Annotated in this window: 22 protein-coding genes; 19 read left to right on the top strand and 3 right to left on the bottom strand. The window is 60.4% G+C overall.

All coding sequences use genetic code 11. The annotated features are described in order from the left end of the window. The first annotated feature begins 110 nt into the window (after positions 1-110). From ACA044_RS02360 to ACA044_RS02290, 15 genes are read left to right on the top strand one after another with little or no spacing between them, the layout of a single operon-like run. Entirely contained in the window at positions 111-845 is a 735-nt protein-coding gene (locus tag ACA044_RS02360) for a glycosyltransferase family 2 protein (protein ID WP_497444993.1), read from the top strand. After that, on the top strand, positions 842-1,789 hold the full coding sequence (locus ACA044_RS02355; RefSeq protein WP_497444992.1) for a lysophospholipid acyltransferase family protein: 948 nt from the start codon (positions 842-844) through the stop codon (positions 1,787-1,789). Before ACA044_RS02360 ends, ACA044_RS02355 begins: the two co-directional genes overlap by 4 nt. After that, positions 1,770-3,314: an HAL/PAL/TAL family ammonia-lyase gene (locus ACA044_RS02350; protein WP_497444991.1), complete on the top strand. Its 1,545-nt coding sequence runs from the start codon at positions 1,770-1,772 to the stop codon at positions 3,312-3,314. Before ACA044_RS02355 ends, ACA044_RS02350 begins: the two co-directional genes overlap by 20 nt. Continuing rightward, entirely contained in the window at positions 3,307-3,732 is a 426-nt protein-coding gene (locus tag ACA044_RS02345) for an acyl-CoA thioesterase (RefSeq protein ID WP_497444990.1), read from the top strand. Before ACA044_RS02350 ends, ACA044_RS02345 begins: the two co-directional genes overlap by 8 nt. After that, positions 3,729-4,331 (top strand): outer membrane lipoprotein carrier protein LolA, encoded by a 603-nt coding sequence (locus ACA044_RS02340; RefSeq protein WP_497444989.1) that lies wholly within the window; start codon positions 3,729-3,731, stop codon positions 4,329-4,331. The genes ACA044_RS02345 and ACA044_RS02340 overlap by 4 nt, the downstream gene beginning before the upstream one ends. Then, positions 4,315-6,654, top strand: coding sequence for an MMPL family transporter (locus ACA044_RS02335; RefSeq protein ID WP_497444988.1), 2,340 nt, complete (start codon positions 4,315-4,317; stop codon positions 6,652-6,654). Before ACA044_RS02340 ends, ACA044_RS02335 begins: the two co-directional genes overlap by 17 nt. Then, positions 6,651-7,811 carry a sodium:proton antiporter gene (locus ACA044_RS02330; RefSeq protein ID WP_497444987.1) on the top strand — a complete coding sequence of 387 codons (1,161 nt, stop codon included), beginning with the start codon at positions 6,651-6,653 and terminating at the stop codon, positions 7,809-7,811. Before ACA044_RS02335 ends, ACA044_RS02330 begins: the two co-directional genes overlap by 4 nt. Beyond that, entirely contained in the window at positions 7,798-9,045 is a 1,248-nt protein-coding gene (locus tag ACA044_RS02325; protein WP_497444986.1) for an NAD(P)/FAD-dependent oxidoreductase, read from the top strand. The genes ACA044_RS02330 and ACA044_RS02325 overlap by 14 nt, the downstream gene beginning before the upstream one ends. After that, entirely contained in the window at positions 9,042-9,767 is a 726-nt protein-coding gene (locus ACA044_RS02320; RefSeq protein WP_497444985.1) for a class I SAM-dependent methyltransferase, read from the top strand. The genes ACA044_RS02325 and ACA044_RS02320 overlap by 4 nt, the downstream gene beginning before the upstream one ends. Continuing rightward, positions 9,767-10,267, top strand: a complete 501-nt coding sequence (locus tag ACA044_RS02315) for a hypothetical protein (RefSeq protein WP_497444984.1) — start codon at positions 9,767-9,769, stop codon at positions 10,265-10,267. Before ACA044_RS02320 ends, ACA044_RS02315 begins: the two co-directional genes overlap by 1 nt. Continuing rightward, positions 10,264-11,460: a beta-ketoacyl-[acyl-carrier-protein] synthase family protein gene (locus ACA044_RS02310; protein WP_497444983.1), complete on the top strand. Its 1,197-nt coding sequence runs from the start codon at positions 10,264-10,266 to the stop codon at positions 11,458-11,460. Before ACA044_RS02315 ends, ACA044_RS02310 begins: the two co-directional genes overlap by 4 nt. Further along, a complete protein-coding gene (locus ACA044_RS02305; protein WP_497444982.1) occupies positions 11,457-11,915 on the top strand; it encodes a hotdog family protein in 459 nt (152 codons plus the stop codon). Before ACA044_RS02310 ends, ACA044_RS02305 begins: the two co-directional genes overlap by 4 nt. Next, a complete protein-coding gene (gene fabG, locus ACA044_RS02300; RefSeq protein ID WP_038978620.1) occupies positions 11,915-12,643 on the top strand; it encodes a 3-oxoacyl-ACP reductase FabG in 729 nt (242 codons plus the stop codon). The genes ACA044_RS02305 and fabG overlap by 1 nt, the downstream gene beginning before the upstream one ends. Then, a complete protein-coding gene (locus ACA044_RS02295; protein ID WP_497444981.1) occupies positions 12,643-13,869 on the top strand; it encodes a beta-ketoacyl-ACP synthase in 1,227 nt (408 codons plus the stop codon). Before fabG ends, ACA044_RS02295 begins: the two co-directional genes overlap by 1 nt. A 29-nt stretch (positions 13,870-13,898) precedes the next feature. Then, positions 13,899-14,345 (top strand): excinuclease, encoded by a 447-nt coding sequence (locus ACA044_RS02290; protein WP_497444980.1) that lies wholly within the window; start codon positions 13,899-13,901, stop codon positions 14,343-14,345. Between the two features lie 13 nt (positions 14,346-14,358). Here ACA044_RS02290 and ACA044_RS02285 read toward each other — a convergent pair whose 3' ends face one another. Continuing rightward, positions 14,359-14,577, bottom strand: a complete 219-nt coding sequence (locus tag ACA044_RS02285; protein ID WP_497444979.1) for a hypothetical protein — start codon at positions 14,575-14,577, stop codon at positions 14,359-14,361. Between the two features lie 315 nt (positions 14,578-14,892). On the opposite strand from ACA044_RS02285, the gene ACA044_RS02280 reads away from it, so the two are divergent. The 3 genes from ACA044_RS02280 to ACA044_RS02270 all read left to right on the top strand — a co-directional run bounded on the left by ACA044_RS02280 (position 14,893) and on the right by ACA044_RS02270 (position 16,278). After that, a complete protein-coding gene (locus tag ACA044_RS02280) occupies positions 14,893-15,417 on the top strand; it encodes a DUF4822 domain-containing protein (RefSeq protein ID WP_497444978.1) in 525 nt (174 codons plus the stop codon). A gap of 102 nt (positions 15,418-15,519) precedes the next feature. Then, complete coding sequence (locus ACA044_RS02275; protein WP_497444977.1) at positions 15,520-15,960, top strand: hypothetical protein; 441 nt, start codon at positions 15,520-15,522, stop codon at positions 15,958-15,960. Between the two features lie 57 nt (positions 15,961-16,017). Then, positions 16,018-16,278 carry a hypothetical protein gene (locus ACA044_RS02270; protein WP_497447341.1) on the top strand — a complete coding sequence of 87 codons (261 nt, stop codon included), beginning with the start codon at positions 16,018-16,020 and terminating at the stop codon, positions 16,276-16,278. 45 nt (positions 16,279-16,323) lie between these two features. Here ACA044_RS02270 and ACA044_RS02265 read toward each other — a convergent pair whose 3' ends face one another. Next, complete coding sequence (locus tag ACA044_RS02265) at positions 16,324-17,226, bottom strand: LysR family transcriptional regulator (protein ID WP_497444976.1); 903 nt, start codon at positions 17,224-17,226, stop codon at positions 16,324-16,326. Positions 17,227-17,378: 152 nt separating this feature from the next. Here ACA044_RS02265 and ACA044_RS02260 point away from each other — a divergent pair, with 152 nt between their 5' ends. Beyond that, on the top strand, positions 17,379-18,620 hold the full coding sequence (locus ACA044_RS02260) for an MFS transporter (protein ID WP_497447152.1): 1,242 nt from the start codon (positions 17,379-17,381) through the stop codon (positions 18,618-18,620). Positions 18,621-18,794: 174 nt separating this feature from the next. Here ACA044_RS02260 and hemE read toward each other — a convergent pair whose 3' ends face one another. Beyond that, entirely contained in the window at positions 18,795-19,862 is a 1,068-nt protein-coding gene (gene hemE / locus ACA044_RS02255; protein ID WP_497444975.1) for a uroporphyrinogen decarboxylase, read from the bottom strand. Positions 19,863-19,901 lie beyond the last annotated feature (39 nt).

The raw sequence follows: 19,901 nt of genomic DNA, 5'->3' as shown, positions 1-19,901 counted from the left end.
AAAATCAACCGACGCGGACTTTATTGCGAGCGCTTCGCACTCGAACGGGAGCAAGCTCCCTCGCCACAGTAAGCGCCTTCACAACAAGGGTTCTGTGGAGGTTTCTGACCATGCATAATCCCTGCGCCGTAATTCCGGTCTACAACCACGAAACCGCAATCACCGCCGTGCTCGATGCGCTGCTTGCCAGTGGCCTGCCATGCATTCTGGTGGACGATGCCAGCAGCCCGGCCTGCGCCAAGGTGCTTGACCAACTGGCCCAGCGTGACCGGGTTTACCTGATCAGACTCACCGTCAATCAAGGCAAGGGCGGCGCGGTGATGACCGGTCTGCGGGAGGCTTCGCGTCTGGGCTTCAGCCACGCCCTACAGGTGGACGCCGACGGCCAGCATGACTTGCAAGACGTCAAGGCTTTCATCGAACACTCACGCGCCCATCCCGAGGCGGTCATCTGCGGTTATCCGCAATACGACGCCAGTGTGCCGAAAGGTCGTTTGTACGCTCGCTACCTGACGCACGTCATGGTCTGGATCAACACCCTGTCGTTGCAGATTCGCGACTCGATGTGCGGTTTCCGTGTTTACCCGTTACCACCGACCCTGGCACTGATCGACTCGGCCAGGATCGGCAAACGCATGGACTTCGACTCAGACATCCTGGTGCGCCTGGCCTGGCGCAATCAGCCGATGCGGTGGCTGAAAACCAGGGTCCATTACCCGCTGGACGGCGTCTCGCATTTCCGCCTGTTCCACGACAACGTACTGATTTCAAGCATGCACACCCGGCTGTTCTTCGGCATGTTGCTACGGGCACCGGTAATCCTCTGGCGACGGTGGCGAGCATGAGCGACAACGCAGACAAACAGCACTGGGCCGACCGCCAGGAGCGCGGCAGTTTCTGGCTGATGAAGTTCACCGCGCTCTGCGCAAAAGTCTTGGGCCGCCGGCTATTGAGCCCGCTGCTGTACGGCATCGTGCTGTACTTCTTCCTGTTCGGGCGCAGCGCTCGCCAAAGCGCCTGGCAATACCAGCAGCGGCTCGCCGACTGGAGCGCTCGCAGCGAATTGCGCCCGACCCATTGGCGGGTGTTCGGCCAGTTCATGGCCTTCGCCGACTCCATGCTCGACAAACTCGATGTATGGAACGGCAAGCTGAGCATCGAGCAAATCGAAATCATCGACCCGGCGCTGCTGCGCAATAAACTGCGCGGCACCCGCGGGCAAATGCTGGTGGGCGCACACCTGGGCAATCTCGAGGTCTGCCGGGCGCTGGCGGAGATCGGCGAGAAAGTCACCATGAACGTGCTGGTGCACACCAAGCACGCCGAACAATTCAACCGCCTGCTGGGCGAAGCCGGGGCGACCAATCTGCGGCTGATCCAGGTCAGCGAACTGGACCCGGTGATCATGCTGCAACTGCATGAACGCCTGGAACGCGGCGAATGGCTGGCGATTGCTGGCGACCGCGTGCCGCTGCATGGCGGACGCAGCGTGACAGTGGACTTTCTCGGTCATCAGGCAGCCTTCCCGCAAGGCCCTTGGTTGCTGGCCGGTCTGCTGAAATGCCCGATCAACCTGATGCTGTGCCTGAAGAAACCCACGGGCGACTATCGACTGACCCTCGAACCGTTCGCCGACGCCATCGTGTGGAAACGCAGCGACCGCGAACAGGTCATTCATCAGTGGGCCTCCCGCTACGCCGAACGCCTGGGTCACTATTGCCTCGAAGCGCCCCAACAATGGTTCAACTTTTACCCTTTCTGGAAGACCGATGACGACGCCAACGCTTGAGCCGGTAACCTTCGGCGAACTCCCTTTGCGCATCGAAGACGTGCTGGCCCTGGCCAACCGTCAGGTGCCGACGCAGTTGCAGGGCGACCCCGAGTTTCGCCAGCGCATCGCCAAGGGCCCGCAATTCCTTGATTCCCTGCTGGACAAGGAAGGCGTGATCTATGGTGTGACCACCGGTTATGGTGATTCTTGTGTGGTAGCGGTGCCGCTGCACCACGTCGAAGCCCTGCCCCGTCATCTGTATACCTTCCACGGTTGCGGCCTGGGCAAACTGCTCGACGCCCAAGCCACCCGCGCGGTGCTGGCGGCGCGTTTGCAATCGCTTTGCTACGGCGTTTCCGGGGTACGCGTGGAACTGCTGGAGCGTCTTCAAGCCTTCCTCGAACACGACATTCTGCCGCTAATTCCGGAAGAAGGTTCGGTCGGCGCCAGCGGTGATCTGACGCCGCTGTCCTACGTCGCCGCGACCTTGTCCGGCGAGCGCGAAGTGATGTTCCGTGGTGAGCGTCGACAAGCCGCCGATGTGCACAGCGAACTGGGCTGGGAACCGTTGGTATTGCGCCCCAAAGAAGCGCTGGCGCTGATGAACGGCACCGCGGTGATGACCGGCCTCGCTTGCCTGGCTTACGCCCGCGCTGATTACCTGCTGCAACTGGCCACGCGCATCACCGCGCTGAACGTGGTCGCTTTGCAGGGCAACCCGGAGCACTTCGACGAGCGCCTGTTCGCGGCCAAACCTCATCCTGGGCAGATGCAAGTCGCCGCGTGGTTGCGCAAGGACCTGGCGATCGATGCGCCGACCGCGCCGCTGCATCGCCTGCAAGACCGCTATTCCCTGCGTTGTGCGCCGCATGTACTCGGTGTATTGGCCGACAGCCTGAACTGGTTGCGCTCGTTCATCGAGATCGAACTCAACAGCGCCAACGACAACCCGATCATCGACGCCGAAGCCGAACGCGTGCTGCACGGCGGGCACTTCTATGGCGGCCACATCGCGTTCGCCATGGACAGCCTTAAAAACCTGGTGGCGAACGTCGCCGACTTGCTCGACCGCCAGCTCGCACTGCTGGTGGACGAGCGTTACAACCATGGCTTGCCGAGCAACCTGTCTGGCGCCACCGCCGACCGCGCGATGCTCAACCACGGCTTCAAGGCCGTGCAGATCGGCACCAGCGCCTGGACCGCCGAAGCCCTGAAAAACACCATGCCGGCCAGCGTCTTTTCGCGCTCCACCGAGTGCCACAACCAGGACAAAGTCAGCATGGGCACCATCGCCGCCCGCGACGCCATCCGCGTGTTGGAGCTGACCGAACAAGTCGCTGCTGCCACGCTGCTGGCCGCCAACCAAGGTGTCTGGCTGCGCGGCCAGGCTGAAGACGCGCGCCCACTGCCACCAGCACTGGCCGCGATGCACGAAGAATTGGCCAAGGACTTCCCGCCGGTCATCGAAGACCGTGCACTGGAAGGCGAGTTGCGCCTGTGCCTGCAACGTATCGCCGAACAACACTGGAGGCTGCATGCGTAGCAAGGGAGTGCTTCACACCGACACGGAAATCCTCGTACCGTTCTTTGACGTCGACACCATGAACGTGGTCTGGCACGGCCATTACGTCAAATACCTGGAAGTCGCCCGCTGTGCGCTGCTGGACAAGATCGGCCACAACTACGACGCCATGGTTGCTTCGGGTTACGCGTGGCCGGTGATCGACTTGCAACTGCGCTATGTGCGCGGTGCGGTGTTCGGCCAGAAGCTGAATGTGCGCGCCAGCCTGGTGGAGTGGGAAAACCGCCTGAAGATCAATTACCTGATCAGCGATCTGGCCTCCGGCGAGCGCCTGACCCGCGCCAGCTCCGTCCAGGTCGCCGTCGACATGAGCAGCCGCGAAATGCAGTTGGCTTCACCGAAGGTGTTCACCGACGCGGTTGAAAGGGTGCTGCCATGAATTCGCTGTTCAAATACCTCGGCGCTTTAGCGTTGCTCGGGCTTTCATCATTGGCGCAGGCCTTCGATCTGCAGCAGCTCAGCGATCAACTGGCCAAACCCGATGTGATCCACGGCAATTTCATCCAGGAAAAACACCTGCGCGCCCTGCCCCAGCCGCTGACCAGCAAGGGCACCTTCGTTCTGGCGAAGAATCACGGCCTGCTCTGGCTGCTGAAAACGCCATTGCAACAGGACTACCGCATCAGCGACAAAGGCATTGCCCGGCGTGATGCCAGCGGCTGGCAAATGTTGCCGAACAAGAGCGCCGGCGCCGAGCAGAACCGCTTGTTCCTCGCGGTGCTGCAAGGCGACAGCACTGGCCTGCAACGGGATTTCGAGCTTTCGCTGAGCGGCGATGCACAGAACTGGAAGCTGACCCTGACCCCGCGTTCGATGCTGCTCAAGCAGGTGTTCAATCAGATCAACATTGACGGCGGCGAACTGGTGCACAGCATCGAGCTGCTCGAAACCCAGGGTGACCGAACCCTGTTGCGCATGCAGGACAGCACCAGCGCACAACCTTTGAGCGATGCGGAGCAACATGACTTTGCCGAGTGAACGGATGCTGCCGCGGCTGTTTCTGATCCTGCTGCTGGCGGTGCTCGCGCTCGCCGGCTGGCAATGGCGTGACGGTGCACCGCTGTCGGCCAACCTGATGGAGCTGGTACCGGGCACGGCACCGGACGCGCTGGAACTGCGCGCCGAACAACGCATGCAAGAACCGCTGAACCGGGAAATGCTGGTGCTGGTCGGCCATAAAGACCGCCAGCAAGCCATCGCCATGGCGCAAAAACTCGGCGAGCAGTGGCAGGCCAGCGGCGTGTTCGAAAGGGTCAAGTGGAACCTGCAGGCCGACCTGCCGGCGGTGCGCACACAATTACTGCAAGGCCGACTGGCGATGTTGTCCGCGGCCGACCGGCAGCAACTCATCGAACACCCCGACGCCTTTATTCAGCAACGGGTACAAGCCCTGTTCGACCCGTTCACCGGCTTCAGCCTGGTGCCGAGCCAGGACGACTGGCTCGGCCTGACCGGGCGCATCCAGAACAGCCAGCCACAGCATGGTTCGGTGCAACTGGACATCGGCAGCGGTACGCTGGTTGCCGATGCCGACGGCAAGAGTTGGGTGATGCTGCGGGCGCGAACCGCCGGCAATGCGTTCGACATGAACCTGCCACTGCAAGTGGCCGACCTGCTCCAGCACAGTCGCGAAGAAGCCGCCCGATCGGATGTGCAACTGCTCGCCGCCAGCGGCCTGTTGTACGCCGCCAGCGGTCAACGCCAAGCCGCTCGCGAAATGACCTGGGTCGGCGGCGGCGCCACGGTCGGGATTTTGTTGTTGCTGTTACTGGCCTTCCGGCGTTGGCGGGTGTTGTTGGCGTTCGTCCCGGTGCTGGTGGGCATGCTGTTCGGCGCAGTCGCCTGCGTAGCGCTGTTCGGTCACATGCATGTGATGACGCTGGTGTTGGGTTCAAGCCTGATCGGCGTGGCGGTGGATTACCCGCTGCATTACCTGTCCAAAAGCTGGAGACTGAAACCCTGGCACAGCTGGCCGGCATTGCGCCTGACCTTGCCGGGGCTGACGCTGAGCCTGATCACCAGTTGCATCGGTTACCTGGCCCTGGCCTGGACGCCGTTCCCGGCCCTGACCCAAATTGCCGTGTTCTCCGCCGCCGGCCTGGTAGGCGCCTATCTGTCGGCAGTGTGCCTGTTGCCGGCGCTGCTCAAGGGCGTGGATCTGCGGCCGGCGCAATGGCCGATGCGCATCGCCGAGAAGTTGCTGGAGCTGCGTGAATCGCTGCTGAAATACTTGCGCACGCCGGTACTGCTGGCACTGCTGATCGCCTTCTGTGTCGGCGGTCTGTTGCAGCTACAGAGCAAAAACGATATTCGCCAATGGGTCGGCACGCCGCAGCAACTGACTGACGAAGCCCAGACCATCGCGCGCATCACCGGCTATCAACCTACCAGCCAGTTTTTCCTGGTGCGCGCGGCCAATCAGCAGGAGTTGCTCGAACGCCTGACGGCACTGAGCGAGCGTCTGGATCAATTGGTCAATCTGGAAAAACTTCAGGGCTATCTGTCGCTCAATCAACTGGTCAGCCAGCCGAGCGAACAGCGCAAAGTGCGTGAAGCACTGAGCAAACTGCCGCAGTTCTGGAAACCGTTGCTCGACCTCGGCGTACCGGCCGCCGCGTTGCAGGCCGAGTTGGCAACGTTGCAGGCGCTGCCCACCGAAGACATCGACGCCGCGCTGGCCGGCCCATTGGCCGAGCCCTACCGCACGCTGTGGCTGGGGCCAATCGATGACGGCGTGGCTGCGATGGTCAGCCTGCAAGGCTTGAACAATCCCACGCTGTTGCGGGTCCAGGCGCTGGACTTGCCGGGTGTGGAACTGGTGGATCGCCTCGGCGAACTGAACCAGGTTTTCGCCGCCACGCAAATCAGCGCCGCCGAATTGAAACTCGCCTCCTGCGTGTTGATCGTGCTGGTGCTGATCCTGCCATTCGGTTTCGGTGGCGCGCTGCGAATCGTCTCTCTGCCGTTGCTGGCGGCGCTGTGCAGTCTGGCAAGCCTCGGTTGGCTCGGTCAGCCGCTGACACTGTTCAGCCTGTTCGGCCTGCTGCTAGTGACGGCCATCAGCGTCGATTACGCGATCCTCATGCGTGAACAGATCGGCGGCGCCGCGGCGAGTCTGCTGGGCACCTTGCTGGCAGCGGTGACCACTTGGCTGTCGTTCGGCCTGCTGGCGGTATCCAGCACGCCGGCGGTGAGTAACTTCGGCCTGTCGGTGAGCCTTGGCCTGGCCTTCAGTTTCATTCTGGCACCGTGGGCCGGACGCCAAGTCCATGCCGCCCCGGTCGTGGAGCCGGCAGCATGATGGTCGCAGTGTTCTGGGTGATGGCCCTGGTGTTGTTCGCCATGGCCACTCGCGTCGGCCGTCATTTCGGTCTGATTCCGATCGTCAGCCAGTTGCTGCTGGCGACCTTCGGCCTGCCGTTGCTGATGTATTTCTGGATCGAACCGGGCTGGCACCTCAGCGGTGCCGACCTGATCTCTCCAGACTGGCTGAAGAACCTCTACAGCCTGAGCTTTGCCTTGCTGCTGGGGCACATCCTCAGCGACGTGATCGACCTGCGACTGGAACGCCAGAGCCTGAAAATCGCCTTACCGAGTTTCTGCATTCCGTTTGCCTGCGGGCTGGCGACAGCGGTCTGGCTGTTGCCGCCGCAGCCGTGGATCAGCTCGCTGGCGGTCGGTCTGCTGTTCGCCATCACCGCGATTCCGGTGTTGTATCTGTACCTGCGACACATCAACTACCCGCCCGCTGCCACCCGACGCCTGGTGCAGACCGCGATCCTGATCGACCTGACCTGCTGGACTCTGTTCGCGTTCGCCCAGGGCAGCCTGCACCTGAGCAGCCTCTTGCTGCCGCTGGCCGGCGCCTGCCTGCCGTTGTTGCTGCGACTGGCCGGGTTGCGCCAACCGTTGCTGCACAGCGGCTGCTTCTTCGCGCTGCTGGTGGTCGCCGAACACTTCAAACTCAATGCGCTGATCTTCGGTATCGGCTATCTGCTGTGCATGGCCGCGCTCAAGGTGCCATTGGTGCTGCCATTGTCGGCGGCGTGGATGAACCGTTTGCAGACTTGGATCGCCATCCCGCTGATCCTCACGTTCGGCATCGTGCAGATCAACGTTCATAGCGCCATCGACAGTCTCAGCGGCGTGCAACTGGCCGCGCTCCTGCTGTTGCCGATCGCCAGCAAATTGTTGGGAAACTGGCTGGGCCTCGGCTGGGCTGGTGCCTCGTTTGAAGGTGCCAGCCGCTGGCGGGAAAGCCTTTTACTGAATATTCGCGGCTTGAGCGAGATCGTCTTTCTCAACCTGCTGCTGCAACAACAGCTCATCAGCCCCGCGCTGTATTTCGCGCTGATGTTGATGGGCCTGATCGCAACCCTGCTGCCGGCACTGGCCGGCATGCACCGAATCCCTTTGAACATCGCCGCCCCGGCAAGGAGCACCCGTGCCAACAGTTGAAATGGAATGTCGTCAGGTACTGGTGATCGGCGCTGGCCCCTCGGGCGCCATCGCCGCCGCGCTGCTCAAGCGTAAAGGTCATGACGTGCTGATGGTCGAGCGCCAGCATTTCCCCCGGTTTTCCATCGGTGAAAGCCTGTTGTCCCACTGCCTGGATTTCGTCGAAGAAGCCGGCATGCTCGAGGCGGTCAATGCTGCCGGGTTCCAGCGCAAGAACGGTGCGGCATTCGCCTGGGGCGATCAGTACAGCGCCTTCGATTTCGGCGAGACGTTCAGCAACGGCAAGCCGACGACGTTCCAGGTCCAGCGCGCCGATTTCGACAAGCTGCTGGCCGATCAGGCTGAGTTGCAAGGTGTCGACGTCCGTTACGGCGAAGCCATCGTCAGCGTCGATTTCAGCCTGGCGAAACCGCAGCTCGATGTGCTTCGCGAAGACGGCAGCCAATACCGCATCGAGGCCGATTTCGTGCTGGATGCCAGCGGCTACGGTCGCGTGCTGCCGCGCTTGCTGGACCTTGAGGCACCGTCGAACTTTCCGGTGCGCCAGGCGGTGTTCACCCATATCGAAGACCGTATCGACAGCCCGGCTTTCGAGCGGGAAAAAATCCTCATTACCACCCATCCAACCCAACGTGACATCTGGTTCTGGACCATCCCGTTCAGCAACGGCCGTTGCTCTGTGGGCGTGGTGGCTGCCGCCGAACACTTCGAAGGTCGCACCGAGAATCTGGACGACTGCCTGCGCGGCTTCATCGCTGAAACCCCAAGCCTGGCCGGTGTGCTGAACAATGCCGTGTGGGATACGCCCGCGCGGACCATCGGCGGTTATTCGGCCAACGTCAAAACCCTGCACGGCCAAGGTTTCGCCCTGTTGGGCAATGCGGCGGAATTTCTCGACCCGGTGTTCTCCTCCGGCGTGACCATCGCCATGCGTTCGGCGAGCATGGCCGCCGGGGTGCTGCACCGCCAACTGCAAGGTGAAAGCGTCGACTGGCAGACCGAGTTCGCCGAACCGCTCAAGCGCGGCGTCAACACCTTCCGTTGCTACGTCGAAGGCTGGTACGCGGGGACCTTTCAGGATGTGATTTTCTATCAGGGCGGCACAGCGGATATCCGCCGCATGATCAGCTCGATCCTCGCGGGTTACGCCTGGGATGAACGCAACCCGTTTGTCAGCGAACCCAAACGTCGGCTGCGGATGATCTCGGACCTTTGCGCAAGGGATGCGACATGAGTTATTTGAGTGATAACTACGTCGAAGAAACCCGTTTCGGTTTCTGGTTCCTGCGCAGCCACACCTGGCAGCACCATGTATTGCGAGTGGCGATCAACGATTTGCGCGGTCTGTTCAGCACGCCGCTGCCCGGTGATCCGGTATTGCTGGATGCCGGTTGCGGCCAGGGCAAGTCATTCCAGTACCTGCGCCAGACCTTCGCGCCCAAGCGCCTGATCGGGTTGGATGCCGACCCTCACAGCCTGAACCTGAGCGGCGAAGAAGCGGCCCGCCAGGGCATGGATGTAGAGCTGATCGGCAGTGACTGCGCGAGCATCAAAATACCGGACGCCAGCGTCGATCTGCTGTTCTGTCACCAGACCTTCCATCACCTTGTCGAGCAGGATCAGGCCCTGGCCGAGTTCTATCGGGTGCTCAAGCCGGGCGGCTATTTGCTGTTCGCCGAGTCCACCGAGGCTTACATTGATACGTGGGTGATTCGCTGGCTGTTCCGCCACCCGATGCACGTGCAAAAGAGCGCCGAGGGCTACCTGGACATGCTTCGTCGGCAGGGTTTCGAATTCGGCCCGCAAAACGTGTCTTACCCCTACTTGTGGTGGAGTCGCGCCAAGGATTTCGGCCTGCTCGAACGCTTCGGCCTGCGCCAGCCGAAACCCTTTGGCCAACGGGAAGAAACCCTGGTCAATGTGGTCGCGCGCAAGCCCCTTGAAGGTAGTGCCTGATGATTCGTTTCCTGCTTCTGGGTTGTGTCCTGTTGCTGAGCGCCTGCGCCAGCCAGGCTCCATTGCCCGAGCGAACCCCGAATCTGGCGTTGCCGCTGCAGCTGCACATCGAACGGCAGATGGCCGAGCAACGTCAGGACTGGCTGCTGGTGATCCAGCGTGAAGGCCCTGGTATTCGCTGGTCGATGATGGACCCCTTGGGGATTCCCGTGGCTCGGCAGAAACTGATCGATGGCCAATGGCAGGCCGACGGTCTGTTGCCGCCCAATCCGGAAGCCCGGGAACTGTTCGCCGCTTTGTTGTTTGCGTTGACCCCGGCGAGCGAGTTGTCTGGCAACTATCCCGCCGCCCGGCAGCATGGCGGGCAACGGTCCTTGTCACCGCGCTGGAGCATCCGCTATTCACAACCACCAAGCTTCTCACAACCACTGAGCTTTGAATTGAACGTGTCCCAAGGCCCGAATTATCGCGTCACTCCGTTAGGCGAGCACACGCCATGACGGCTTATCTGAACGCCCTCGGGATGATCTGCGCCCTGGGCCGCGACAAGCAGGAAGTCGCCCGCAACCTGTTTGCCGGCGATTGCTCGGGCATGCGCAGCGAGGCCGGCTGGGTGGCGGAACGCTCGTTGCCCGTGGCGGCGGTGCGCGGTGAGCTGGCGCCGATTCCGGCTGAGCTGGCCCATCAAAGCAGTCGCAACAATCAATTGCTGCTGGAGGCTGCGCTGCAAATTCGCGGAGACATCGAGCAGGCGATCCAGACTTACGGCCGCGACCGTATCGGCGTCATTCTCGGCACCAGCACCTCGGGCATTCACGAGGCCAGCAGCGGTCTGGCCCATTACATTCGAGAGCATCAGTTCCCCGCCGACTATGACTATCAGCAACAGGAACTCGGCGCGCCGGCGACGTTCCTCGCCGACTGGCTGCAATTGAGCGGCCCGGCCTATGTTATTTCCACCGCCTGCACCTCCAGCGCCCGGGCACTGATGAGCGCCCAACGACTGCTCGACCTGGGCGTGTGCGACGCCGTGTTGTGCGGCGGTGTCGACAGTTTGTGCAAGCTGACCCTCAACGGTTTCTCGGCCTTGGAAGCGGTGTCCGGGCAGCGCTGCAATCCGTTTTCGGCGAACCGTAACGGCATCAATATCGGCGAAGCGGCGGTGCTGTTCCTGATGAGCAAAAACGCCGGCAACAGCCAACCGATTGCCCTGCTCGGCAGTGGCGCCAGCTCCGATGCACACCATATCTCCGCGCCGGAACCGACCGGCCGTGGCGCCCTGCAAGCGATGCGCAAAGCCTTGAGCCGCGCAGGGCTGCAACCGCAGCAGATCGGTTATCTGAACCTGCACGGCACCGCCACCCAACACAACGACGCCATGGAAAGCCTGGCCGTGACGACGCTATTCCCGGAAGGCGTGCCCTGCTCGTCGACCAAACCGATGACCGGCCATACTCTCGGCGCTGCCGGTGCCCTGGAGGCGGCGTTCTGCTGGTTGAGCCTGAGCGCGGACAACAGCGAACATGCCTTGCCGCCCCACGTCTGGGACGGCCAGCCCGACCCCGAATTACCGGCCCTGCATTGGGTGACCCCGACCGACCACCTGACGTCCATTGCACCTCGCCGCCTGATGAGCAACTCCTTTGCCTTCGGTGGCAATAACGTCAGCCTGATTATCGGAGACGCCCCATGATTACCTGGCCGCTCGCCGAACTGCTGCCGCATGCTGGCGACATGATCCTCGTCGAGCAAATCCTGTCGTTCGATGACGAACAGATTCACACCCGACTCACCGTCAAACCCGGCGGCCTGTTCAATCGCCCCGACGGCAGCCTGCCGGCCTGGGTCGGCATCGAGCTGATGGCCCAGAGCGTCGCCGCGTACGCCGGCTGCCATGCGCGCCAGAAAGGCAATGCGGTGGAGTTGGGTTTCCTGCTCGGCACCCGTAAATTCGAATGCAATGTGGAACACTTCCCCGCCGGCACCGAGTTGACCATCCATGGGATACGCTCGCTGGAAGACGACAACGGCATGGGTGTGTTCGAATGCCACCTCACCGCCCCCGGCATCCACGCCACCGCCCGGCTGAACGTGTTTCGCCCACCTCAGGCTGCGCAATATCTTCATGAACCCCAAGGAGTCGAGTGATGACTGAATCCGTACTGGTCACCGGCTCCAGCCGTGGTATCGGCCGCGCCATTGCGTTGCGTCTGGCTCGGGCCGGGCATGACATCGTGCTGCATTGCCGCAGCGGCCTTGCGGATGCCGAAGCCGTCAAGATCGAAGTCGAGGCCCTGGGCCGCAACGCTCGCATCCTGCAATTCGACGTGTCCGACCGTGCCCGTTGCAAAGCTATTCTCGAAGCCGATGTCGAAACCCACGGCGCCTATTACGGCGTGGTGCTCAACGCTGGCCTGACCCGCGACGGTGCTTTTCCGGCCCTGAGCGAAGAGGATTGGGATTTGGTGATGCGCACCAATCTCGACGGTTTCTACAACGTGCTGCACCCGGTGATGATGCCGATGATCCGTCGTCGCGCCGCCGGACGGATTGTCTGCATCACTTCAGTTTCCGGGTTGATCGGCAATCGCGGCCAGGTCAATTACAGCGCGTCCAAGGCCGGTTTGATCGGCGCAGCCAAGGCGCTGGCGATCGAACTGGGCAAGCGCAAAATCACGGTTAACTGTGTCGCACCCGGCCTGATCGACACGGCGATGCTCGATGAAAACGTGCCGGTGGAAGAACTGATGAAAATGATCCCCGCACAACGCATGGGCACCCCGGAAGAGGTGGCTGGCGCGGTGAATTTCCTGATGTCGGCGGAAGCGTCGTACATCACCCGGCAGGTTCTGGCCGTCAACGGAGGCCTGTGCTGATGAAGCGCGTCGTCGTCACCGGCATGGCCGGTATCACCTCACTGGGCAGCGATTGGGACACCATCGCCGCCAACTTCGCGGCCAACCGCAGCGGCATCCGCCGCATGGACGAGTGGGATCGTTTTACCGAACTCAACACGCGCCTGGCCGGGCCGATCGATGACTTCAAAGTGCCAAGCCATTGGACCCGCAAGCAGCTGCGCAGCATGGGCCGGGTATCGCGGCTGGCAGTGGGCGCGGCGGAACAGGCCCTGGCGGACGCCGGGCTACTGGGTGACGAGTCGATCAAGGACGGGCGCATGGGCGTGGCCTGCGGCTCGTCCACCGGCAGCACCGACGAGATCAAGGCGTTCGGCAACATGCTGCTCAACTCGGTGGCCGAAGGCCTGAACGCCAACTCCTACGTGCGGATGATGCCGCACACCACGGCGGCGAATATCAGCATCTTCTTCGGCCTCACTGGCCGGTTGATCCCGACCTCCAGTGCCTGCACCAGCGGCAGCCAGGGCGTCGGTTACGCCTACGAGTCGATCAAGTTCGGCCGCCTGCCGCTGATGCTCGCCGGTGGTGCCGAAGAGCTGTGTCCGACCGAAGCCATGGTGTTCGATGCGCTCTATGCCACCAGTCTGAAAAACGATGCCCCGCAAACCAGCCCCCGCCCTTACGACACCGCCCGCGATGGCCTGGTGATCGGTGAAGGCGGCGGCATGCTGGTGCTCGAAGAGCTCGAACACGCCCTGGCACGCGGCGCACATATCCACGCGGAGATTGTCGGTTTCGGCAGCAACGCCGACGGTCAGCACGCCACCCGTCCAGAGCAGCTCACCATGCGCCGGGCCATGGAACTCGCCCTGGAAGACGCCGGACTGCAGCCTTCGGCCATCGGCTATGTAAATGGCCATGGCACCGCTACAGAACAGGGCGACATTGCCGAAACACTGGCCACCAGCGCGTTGTTCGGCGAACACATGCCAATCAGTTCGCAGAAGAGTTTCCTCGGTCACACCCTGGGAGCCTGCGGCGCGCTGGAGTCCTGGTTCAGCATCGAAATGATGAACCGCGACCAGTACGTGCACACTTTCAACCTCGATGAGGTCGATCCGAAGTGCGGCATGCTTGATTACCTGCGCGGTGAATTCCGGCAGATGAACAACCAGTACGTGATGAACAACAATTTCGCTTTTGGTGGGGTCAACACCTCGTTGATTTTCCGCCGCTGGTCGTAATCGAATTACTCAGGGTCAAGGAGACCTCTATGCACTTCAAGAAACTCGCTGCCGCCGCCACCCTGCTGATCTGCGCGTTGCCGGGCATCAGCCAGGCCCGTGACACCGCGGTGTATCTGCCTTTTGACAAAGCAGTCGCCGAAGCAACCCGTGCCGGCAAAATTGATGGCAGTGTGAAGTTCTACCTGGCAGGCAATACACCGACTGGCAACGTCACCGTAGTCAGCGCGGGTGCCGTGACCAACAAGAAAACCAACGCCTTCAACAAGTCTGACGAAGTGGCCTGCGAATGGGTCGCGCAATCGGCAATCATCAGCCTGCACCAGGCAGCGAAGAACGCCGGCGCCAACGCCGTGACCAACATCGTCAGTTTCTACAAGAAAAATGAGCGCAAGGATGCCAAGACCTATGAGTGCCATGCTGGGGCGCTCATGGCGGGTGTTGCGTTGAAAGGGGATTTGGCGAAGGTTCAGTAACGCCTGACGCAGATTAGCCGCGACACACCCAGGTATTACCGATTGAGTTGATGCGTGGGGGCTGGTGCAGTGCCTTGAATATCAGGATCAAAAGATCGCAGCTTTCGGCAGCTCCTGGATATATCGGCGTAGGAGCCGCCGCAGGCTGCGATCTTTTAAACGCTTTACGCGTCAGCAACTCCACAAACGCCCTGCCATCGGCGATTTCTGATCCTTGCGCTGCATTAATCATATCGCCGACACCTCTGGATCAAGTAACGGGCTCGCCACATCTGAGTCCTCGGCAAACAAATGAAACATAGGGAAACGGAGCGTGTCATTTCGGAAAGGTCCTACAGCCAGCCTTGTAATTTCGATATATAGGTAAACTCCGACAACCAACACATTTAAAAACAAGTGCGACAAAGTATTACTTCAAAAAAATGCCAAACTATTACAATTCATTACCCCGCTATTGCCCCCCTCACTCCCAGCCTATACTTTTCACGCATTGAATTTGGATAATCAATAGCGAGCAACCAACAAAAGCAGATAAGGAGTTATCCGCATGCAAAAGAACAATATTACTTCTACATGCCTACTTCTTGCGGCATTGTTCTGTCCTCTGGGTAGTTTTGCGCAACAAGCCCCCACCCCTGCCGACACTCGGGCTCTGGCATCCTCCCCTCGATGGCTGACAACCAAGGTCTATATAGAGGGCGCACCACAAACGGACGTAAAAGCGAATTATCCTGGCGTGGTCGGAATATCGACGTGGGATCCCGAACGCAATCGCTATGAGTTCTTTTACACTGATACGGGAAAATCAAAGTACGACAGTGGAGGTGGAGGTTACTTCATTGTCACTGGCGATCAAAAAAGCCACATTTTAGTGCCCGATGTCGGGCCAACCAAAACCGTGGTCAGGCGATTGGAAAAGTTGAATCCAAATGAATTCACCTATTCTCGCGAAGTGCCTCGCGACATGATAGCCAGTAACCCTCTAGTGCGTATCTATGTAGTTCATGCCCCCTACACCGGAACAGTAGAAATAAAGTCCGCCATTAAGCCAGATACAAATATCACAAACTGAAACCAGTCGCCCATAGCACACTAAATGACTCAGGCAGTTCCGCTGGAGTAGCATTACCGCTTGAAATCAATATTGCCTACTAATAAAACATGGAGTTTCAACATGCAGAAATCACTCAAAACACTTATTGCATCTACGCTATTGATAACCTCGGCCTTCTGCGGCGCTGTCAATGCGCAGTCCACAACAAATTCCCCTGCAAAAAATGCCGTTGCCACGCCAGATAATGCCGTCATGCTGACCGTATTTTTAAAGCACGATCAATCACGGCCATTGGGCGAATTAAAGGCTCAACTTGCCAAACAAGGATTCTATAAGGCATTTCCACCTGCGGGAGTAGAAATTGTCAGCTGGAACATAATGATGGGTATCGGACAAGTCGTCACAGTGCGCTTCCCAGCCTCCCGTCTTGCTGAAGTAAACCTTGCACTTGAAAATACAGCGTGGGGAAGTTACAAAACCGAGTTCTATCCGACCTATGATTTCAAAGCGATAGCACAGGCGGAACAAAACAAGGCACAGCAAACGCAAACTGCCCAGTGATGCTGGTTGACTGAGCCTTAATTATTTATCTACCGGTAACGATATGCTGTGCGCCCAATGTCATGGATTGGTTATGCGCATGGCCCGACCGTCTTCTTCCTTCGCTTTAACGCCTTACGATCTCATCGTCCTGCAAGGTTGGTTGCGCATGAGTTCGCGGCCTATCGCATTCGCACCGCGACCCAACTGCTGGAAAATTTCGCGTTTGGCGAGGGCGTTCACAGTGAGCTAGCGCGGGTGTTGGTGACGTCATTGCGCGATGTTTGCGATTTGATGGATGTCATCGGGCGACGATTGCAGGTGCAGGTTTCGGTGTAGTGCCTGGTAAAGAAAAACGGGTGACCTCACTGGGGTCACCCGTAGTTAAGACTTCAATGGTTCAACCTTACGCGTCAGCAACTCCACAAACGCCTTGGCCATCGGCGATTTCTGATCCTTGCGCTGCACCAGCCACACTGCCGACACCGCTTCCGGATCGAGCAACGGGCGGTAAACCACGCCATCAATACGCATCCGCTGATACGACGCCGGCAACACCGACACCCCCAAACCTGCCGCCACCAACCCGATAATCGTCATCGCCTCGCCAGCCTCTTGCGCGAAGTGCGGGCTGAACCCGACATCCCGCGCCAGGCTGAGCAGCTGTGCGTACAGACCGCTGCCGTAGCTGCGTGGGAAAAATACGAATGGTTCGAGGGCCAGCGCCGAGAGGAATAAACCGTCTTCGCTGCCGCTCACCAGCGGATGCTTGGAGCTGAGCACCGCCACCAATGGCTCGCGCATCAGTTCCACCACGCTGAGGGAGTCCGGCAAGCTCAGTGGCCGCATGATGCCGACCTCGATCGACTCCTCCACCAATGCATCGGCCACTTGGGTGCTGCTCATTTCCCGCAGGTTCAGATGCACCGCCGGGAAACGCTGGCGAAACGAAAAGATCGCCTGAGGAATGGTCGAGTTGAACGGCGCCGACGAGGTGAAGCCGATCTTCAACTCGCCCAATTCGCCGAGTTGTGCTCGCCGTGCCACATCCGCTGCTTTGTCGACCTGAGCCAGTACCAGCCGCGCTTCTTCCAGAAACAGCCGGCCAGCCTCACTGAGTTCGACCCGACGATTGGTCCGTTCGAACAGACGTGCACCCACCTCTTGCTCCAGTGCCTGAATCTGCTGGCTCAGGGGCGGTTGTGAGATGCCCAGCACCTGGGCGGCGCGACCGAAATGCAGTTCTTCGGCGACGGCGATGAAGTAGCGCAGGTGGCGCAATTCCATGAAAACTCCATTAGGTCGTTAAACCTATCAAACATGTCGAACAATATATTGGATAGAAACATTAGCCAGCTATATGATTTTTTCATTGCCTGACCGGCTGCATCCCTCCGAGGTTCGAAGTGAAAACTGCTGTCGCCCCACTCGCCCATGAAATTCCGCCCGCCGCGCCGGACGATGTCATCGTTGAGCTAAACGATATCTACATCGAAAAAGGCACGCCGATGTTCATGCGCACAGTGCTGGCGCTGTTCTCCGGCGGCTTCGCGACCTTCGCCCTGCTCTACTGCGTGCAGCCGATGATGCCGCTGCTGTCCCGCGAGTTTTCCATCAATGCGGCCCAGAGCAGCCTGATTCTGTCGGTCGCTACCGGCATGCTCGCCATAGGCTTGCTGATAACCGGCCCCATCTCTGATCGCATCGGGCGTAAGCCGGTGATGGTCGCCGCGCTGTTCGCCGCCGCACTCTGCACCATGGCCAGCGCGATGATGCCGAGCTGGCAAGGCGTGCTGGTGACGCGGGCGCTGGTGGGGCTGTCGTTGAGCGGTCTGGCGGCGGTCGCGATGACTTACCTGAGTGAAGAGATCCACCCACAGCACATTGGTCTGGCCATGGGTTTATACATCGGTGGCAATGCTATCGGCGGTATGTGTGGACGGTTGATCGTCGGGGTATTGATCGACTTCGTCAGCTGGCACACGGCGATGCTGGTCATCGGCGGCCTGGCGTTGATTGCCGCAGCGGTGTTCTGGAAAATCCTTCCCGAGTCACGCAACTTCCGCGCTCGCTCGCTGCACCCACGCAGCTTGCTCGACGGCTTCACCATGCACTTTCGCGATGCTGGCCTGCCGCTGCTATTCGTCGAGGCTTTCGTGCTGATGGGCGCGTTCGTCACCCTGTTCAACTACATCGGCTATCGCTTGCTGGCCGAGCCCTACCACATGGACCAGGCTTTCGTCGGGCTGCTCTCGGTGGTGTACCTGTCGGGCATCTACAGCTCGGCAAAAATCGGCTCGTTGGCCGACCGACTGGGACGGCGAAAAGTGCTTTGGGCGACGATCGTACTGATGCTCGCGGGCCTTGCGTTGACCATGTTCACTCCGCTGCCAGTGGTGATCATCGGCATGCTGATCTTCACCTTCGGCTTCTTCGGCGCGCATTCGGTGGCGAGTAGCTGGATTGGGCGTCGGGCGATCAAGGCCAAGGGGCAGGCTTCGTCGCTTTATCTGTTCAGCTACTACGCCGGGTCGAGTGTTGCGGGTACGGCAGGCGGCGTGGCCTGGCACTTGGGTGGCTGGAACGGGATCGGGTTGTTCATTGGTGGATTGCTGGTGATTGCGCTGCTGGTGGCGTTGAAGCTGGCGAAGTTGCCGCCGTTGGAAAATTTGAAGGCGTGATGCTCAACCCTGTGGGAGCGGGCTTGCTCGCGAAAGCGGTGGGTCAGTCGGCATCGATGCTGAATGATCCACCGCTTTCGCGAGCAAGCCCGCTCCCACATTGACCGCGTACGATCTGGAACGTCATACAAAAACGCCCGGCATAAGCCGGGCGTTTTCGTTATCGGGTAGCGATCACTCGTGATACTGCGCCGACAGTTCATGCACTGCCCGCAAGAACGCACCGGCATGCTCCGGATCGACTTCCGGGGTGATGCCATGACCCAGGTTGAACACGTGGCCGCTGCCCTTGCCGTAGCTGGCGAGAATGCGACCGACTTCGGCACGGATGGCTTCTGGCTTGGCGTAAAGCACGGTCGGGTCCATGTTGCCTTGCAAGGCGACTTTGTTGCCGACGCGCTCGCGGGCGTTGCCGATGTCGCAAGTCCAGTCCAGGCCCAACGCATCAGCGCCAGCGTCGGCGATGCTTTCCAGCCACAGGCCGCCGTTCTTGGTGAACAGGATGACCGGCACTTTACGGCCTTCGTGCTCGCGAATCAGGCCGCTGACGATTTTGCGCATGTAGGCCAGGGAGAATTCCTGGTAGGCCGCCGCAGAGAGGTTGCCGCCCCAGGTGTCGAAGATCTGCACCGCTTGCGCGCCAGCCATGATCTGGCCGTTGAGGTACGAGGTGACCGACTGCGCGAGCTTGTCCAGCAACAGGTGCATGGCTTGTGGGTTGTCGTAGAGCATGGCCTTGGTCTTGCGGAAGTCTTTCGACGAACCGCCTTCGACCATGTAAGTAGCCAGGGTCCACGGGCTGCCGGAGAAGCCGATCAGCGGCACGCGACCGTTCAGTTCGCGGCGGATGGTGCTGACCGCGTCCATGACGTAGCCGAGGTCTTTCTGTGGATCGGGAATCGGCAGGGCTTCGATGTCGGCCATCGTGCTGACGACTTTCTTGAAGCGTGGACCTTCACCGGTCTCGAAGTACAGGCCCTGGCCCATGGCATCGGGGATGGTCAAGATGTCGGAGAAGAGGATCGCCGCGTCCAGTTGCGGATAGCGGTCGAGTGGTTGCATGGTGACTTCGCACGCGAACGCCGGGTTCATGCACAGGCTCATGAAGTCACCGGCCTTGGCGCGGCTGGCGCGGTATTCAGGCAGGTAGCGACCGGCCTGACGCATCATCCACACGGGGGTGACGTCTACGGGTTGCTTGAGCAGGGCGCGAAGGAAACGGTCGTTCTTCAGGGCAGTCATGTCGGCATCCGGAAAAAAAGTGCGGGCATTTTCTCAGAG

This window comes from Pseudomonas sp. LBUM1673, from assembly GCF_059695645.1.
The sequence above is the reverse complement of the archived record's forward strand: the minus strand, read 5'-3'. Positions and strand labels throughout refer to the sequence as shown.

Bases quoted from the DNA above. Each gene is read 5' to 3' on its own strand.
- ACA044_RS02330 (WP_497444987.1), top strand. From the start codon at position 6,651: ATGATGGTCGCAGTGTTCTGGGTGATGGCCCTGGTGTTGTTCGCCATG.
- hemE (WP_497444975.1), bottom strand. From the start codon at position 19,862: ATGACTGCCCTGAAGAACGACCGTTTCCTTCGCGCCCTGCTCAAGCAA.
- ACA044_RS02340 (WP_497444989.1), top strand. From the start codon at position 3,729: ATGAATTCGCTGTTCAAATACCTCGGCGCTTTAGCGTTGCTCGGGCTT.
- ACA044_RS02355 (WP_497444992.1), top strand. From the start codon at position 842: ATGAGCGACAACGCAGACAAACAGCACTGGGCCGACCGCCAGGAGCGC.
- ACA044_RS02315 (WP_497444984.1), top strand. From the start codon at position 9,767: ATGATTCGTTTCCTGCTTCTGGGTTGTGTCCTGTTGCTGAGCGCCTGC.
- ACA044_RS02310 (WP_497444983.1), top strand. From the start codon at position 10,264: ATGACGGCTTATCTGAACGCCCTCGGGATGATCTGCGCCCTGGGCCGC.
- ACA044_RS02305 (WP_497444982.1), top strand. From the start codon at position 11,457: ATGATTACCTGGCCGCTCGCCGAACTGCTGCCGCATGCTGGCGACATG.
- ACA044_RS02350 (WP_497444991.1), top strand. From the start codon at position 1,770: ATGACGACGCCAACGCTTGAGCCGGTAACCTTCGGCGAACTCCCTTTG.
- ACA044_RS02280 (WP_497444978.1), top strand. From the start codon at position 14,893: ATGCAAAAGAACAATATTACTTCTACATGCCTACTTCTTGCGGCATTG.
- ACA044_RS02290 (WP_497444980.1), top strand. From the start codon at position 13,899: ATGCACTTCAAGAAACTCGCTGCCGCCGCCACCCTGCTGATCTGCGCG.
- ACA044_RS02345 (WP_497444990.1), top strand. From the start codon at position 3,307: ATGCGTAGCAAGGGAGTGCTTCACACCGACACGGAAATCCTCGTACCG.
- ACA044_RS02270 (WP_497447341.1), top strand. From the start codon at position 16,018: ATGTCATGGATTGGTTATGCGCATGGCCCGACCGTCTTCTTCCTTCGC.
- ACA044_RS02360 (WP_497444993.1), top strand. From the start codon at position 111: ATGCATAATCCCTGCGCCGTAATTCCGGTCTACAACCACGAAACCGCA.
- fabG (WP_038978620.1), top strand. From the start codon at position 11,915: ATGACTGAATCCGTACTGGTCACCGGCTCCAGCCGTGGTATCGGCCGC.
- ACA044_RS02265 (WP_497444976.1), bottom strand. From the start codon at position 17,226: ATGGAATTGCGCCACCTGCGCTACTTCATCGCCGTCGCCGAAGAACTG.
- ACA044_RS02295 (WP_497444981.1), top strand. From the start codon at position 12,643: ATGAAGCGCGTCGTCGTCACCGGCATGGCCGGTATCACCTCACTGGGC.
- ACA044_RS02285 (WP_497444979.1), bottom strand. From the start codon at position 14,577: ATGATTAATGCAGCGCAAGGATCAGAAATCGCCGATGGCAGGGCGTTT.
- ACA044_RS02275 (WP_497444977.1), top strand. From the start codon at position 15,520: ATGCAGAAATCACTCAAAACACTTATTGCATCTACGCTATTGATAACC.
- ACA044_RS02335 (WP_497444988.1), top strand. From the start codon at position 4,315: ATGACTTTGCCGAGTGAACGGATGCTGCCGCGGCTGTTTCTGATCCTG.
- ACA044_RS02320 (WP_497444985.1), top strand. From the start codon at position 9,042: ATGAGTTATTTGAGTGATAACTACGTCGAAGAAACCCGTTTCGGTTTC.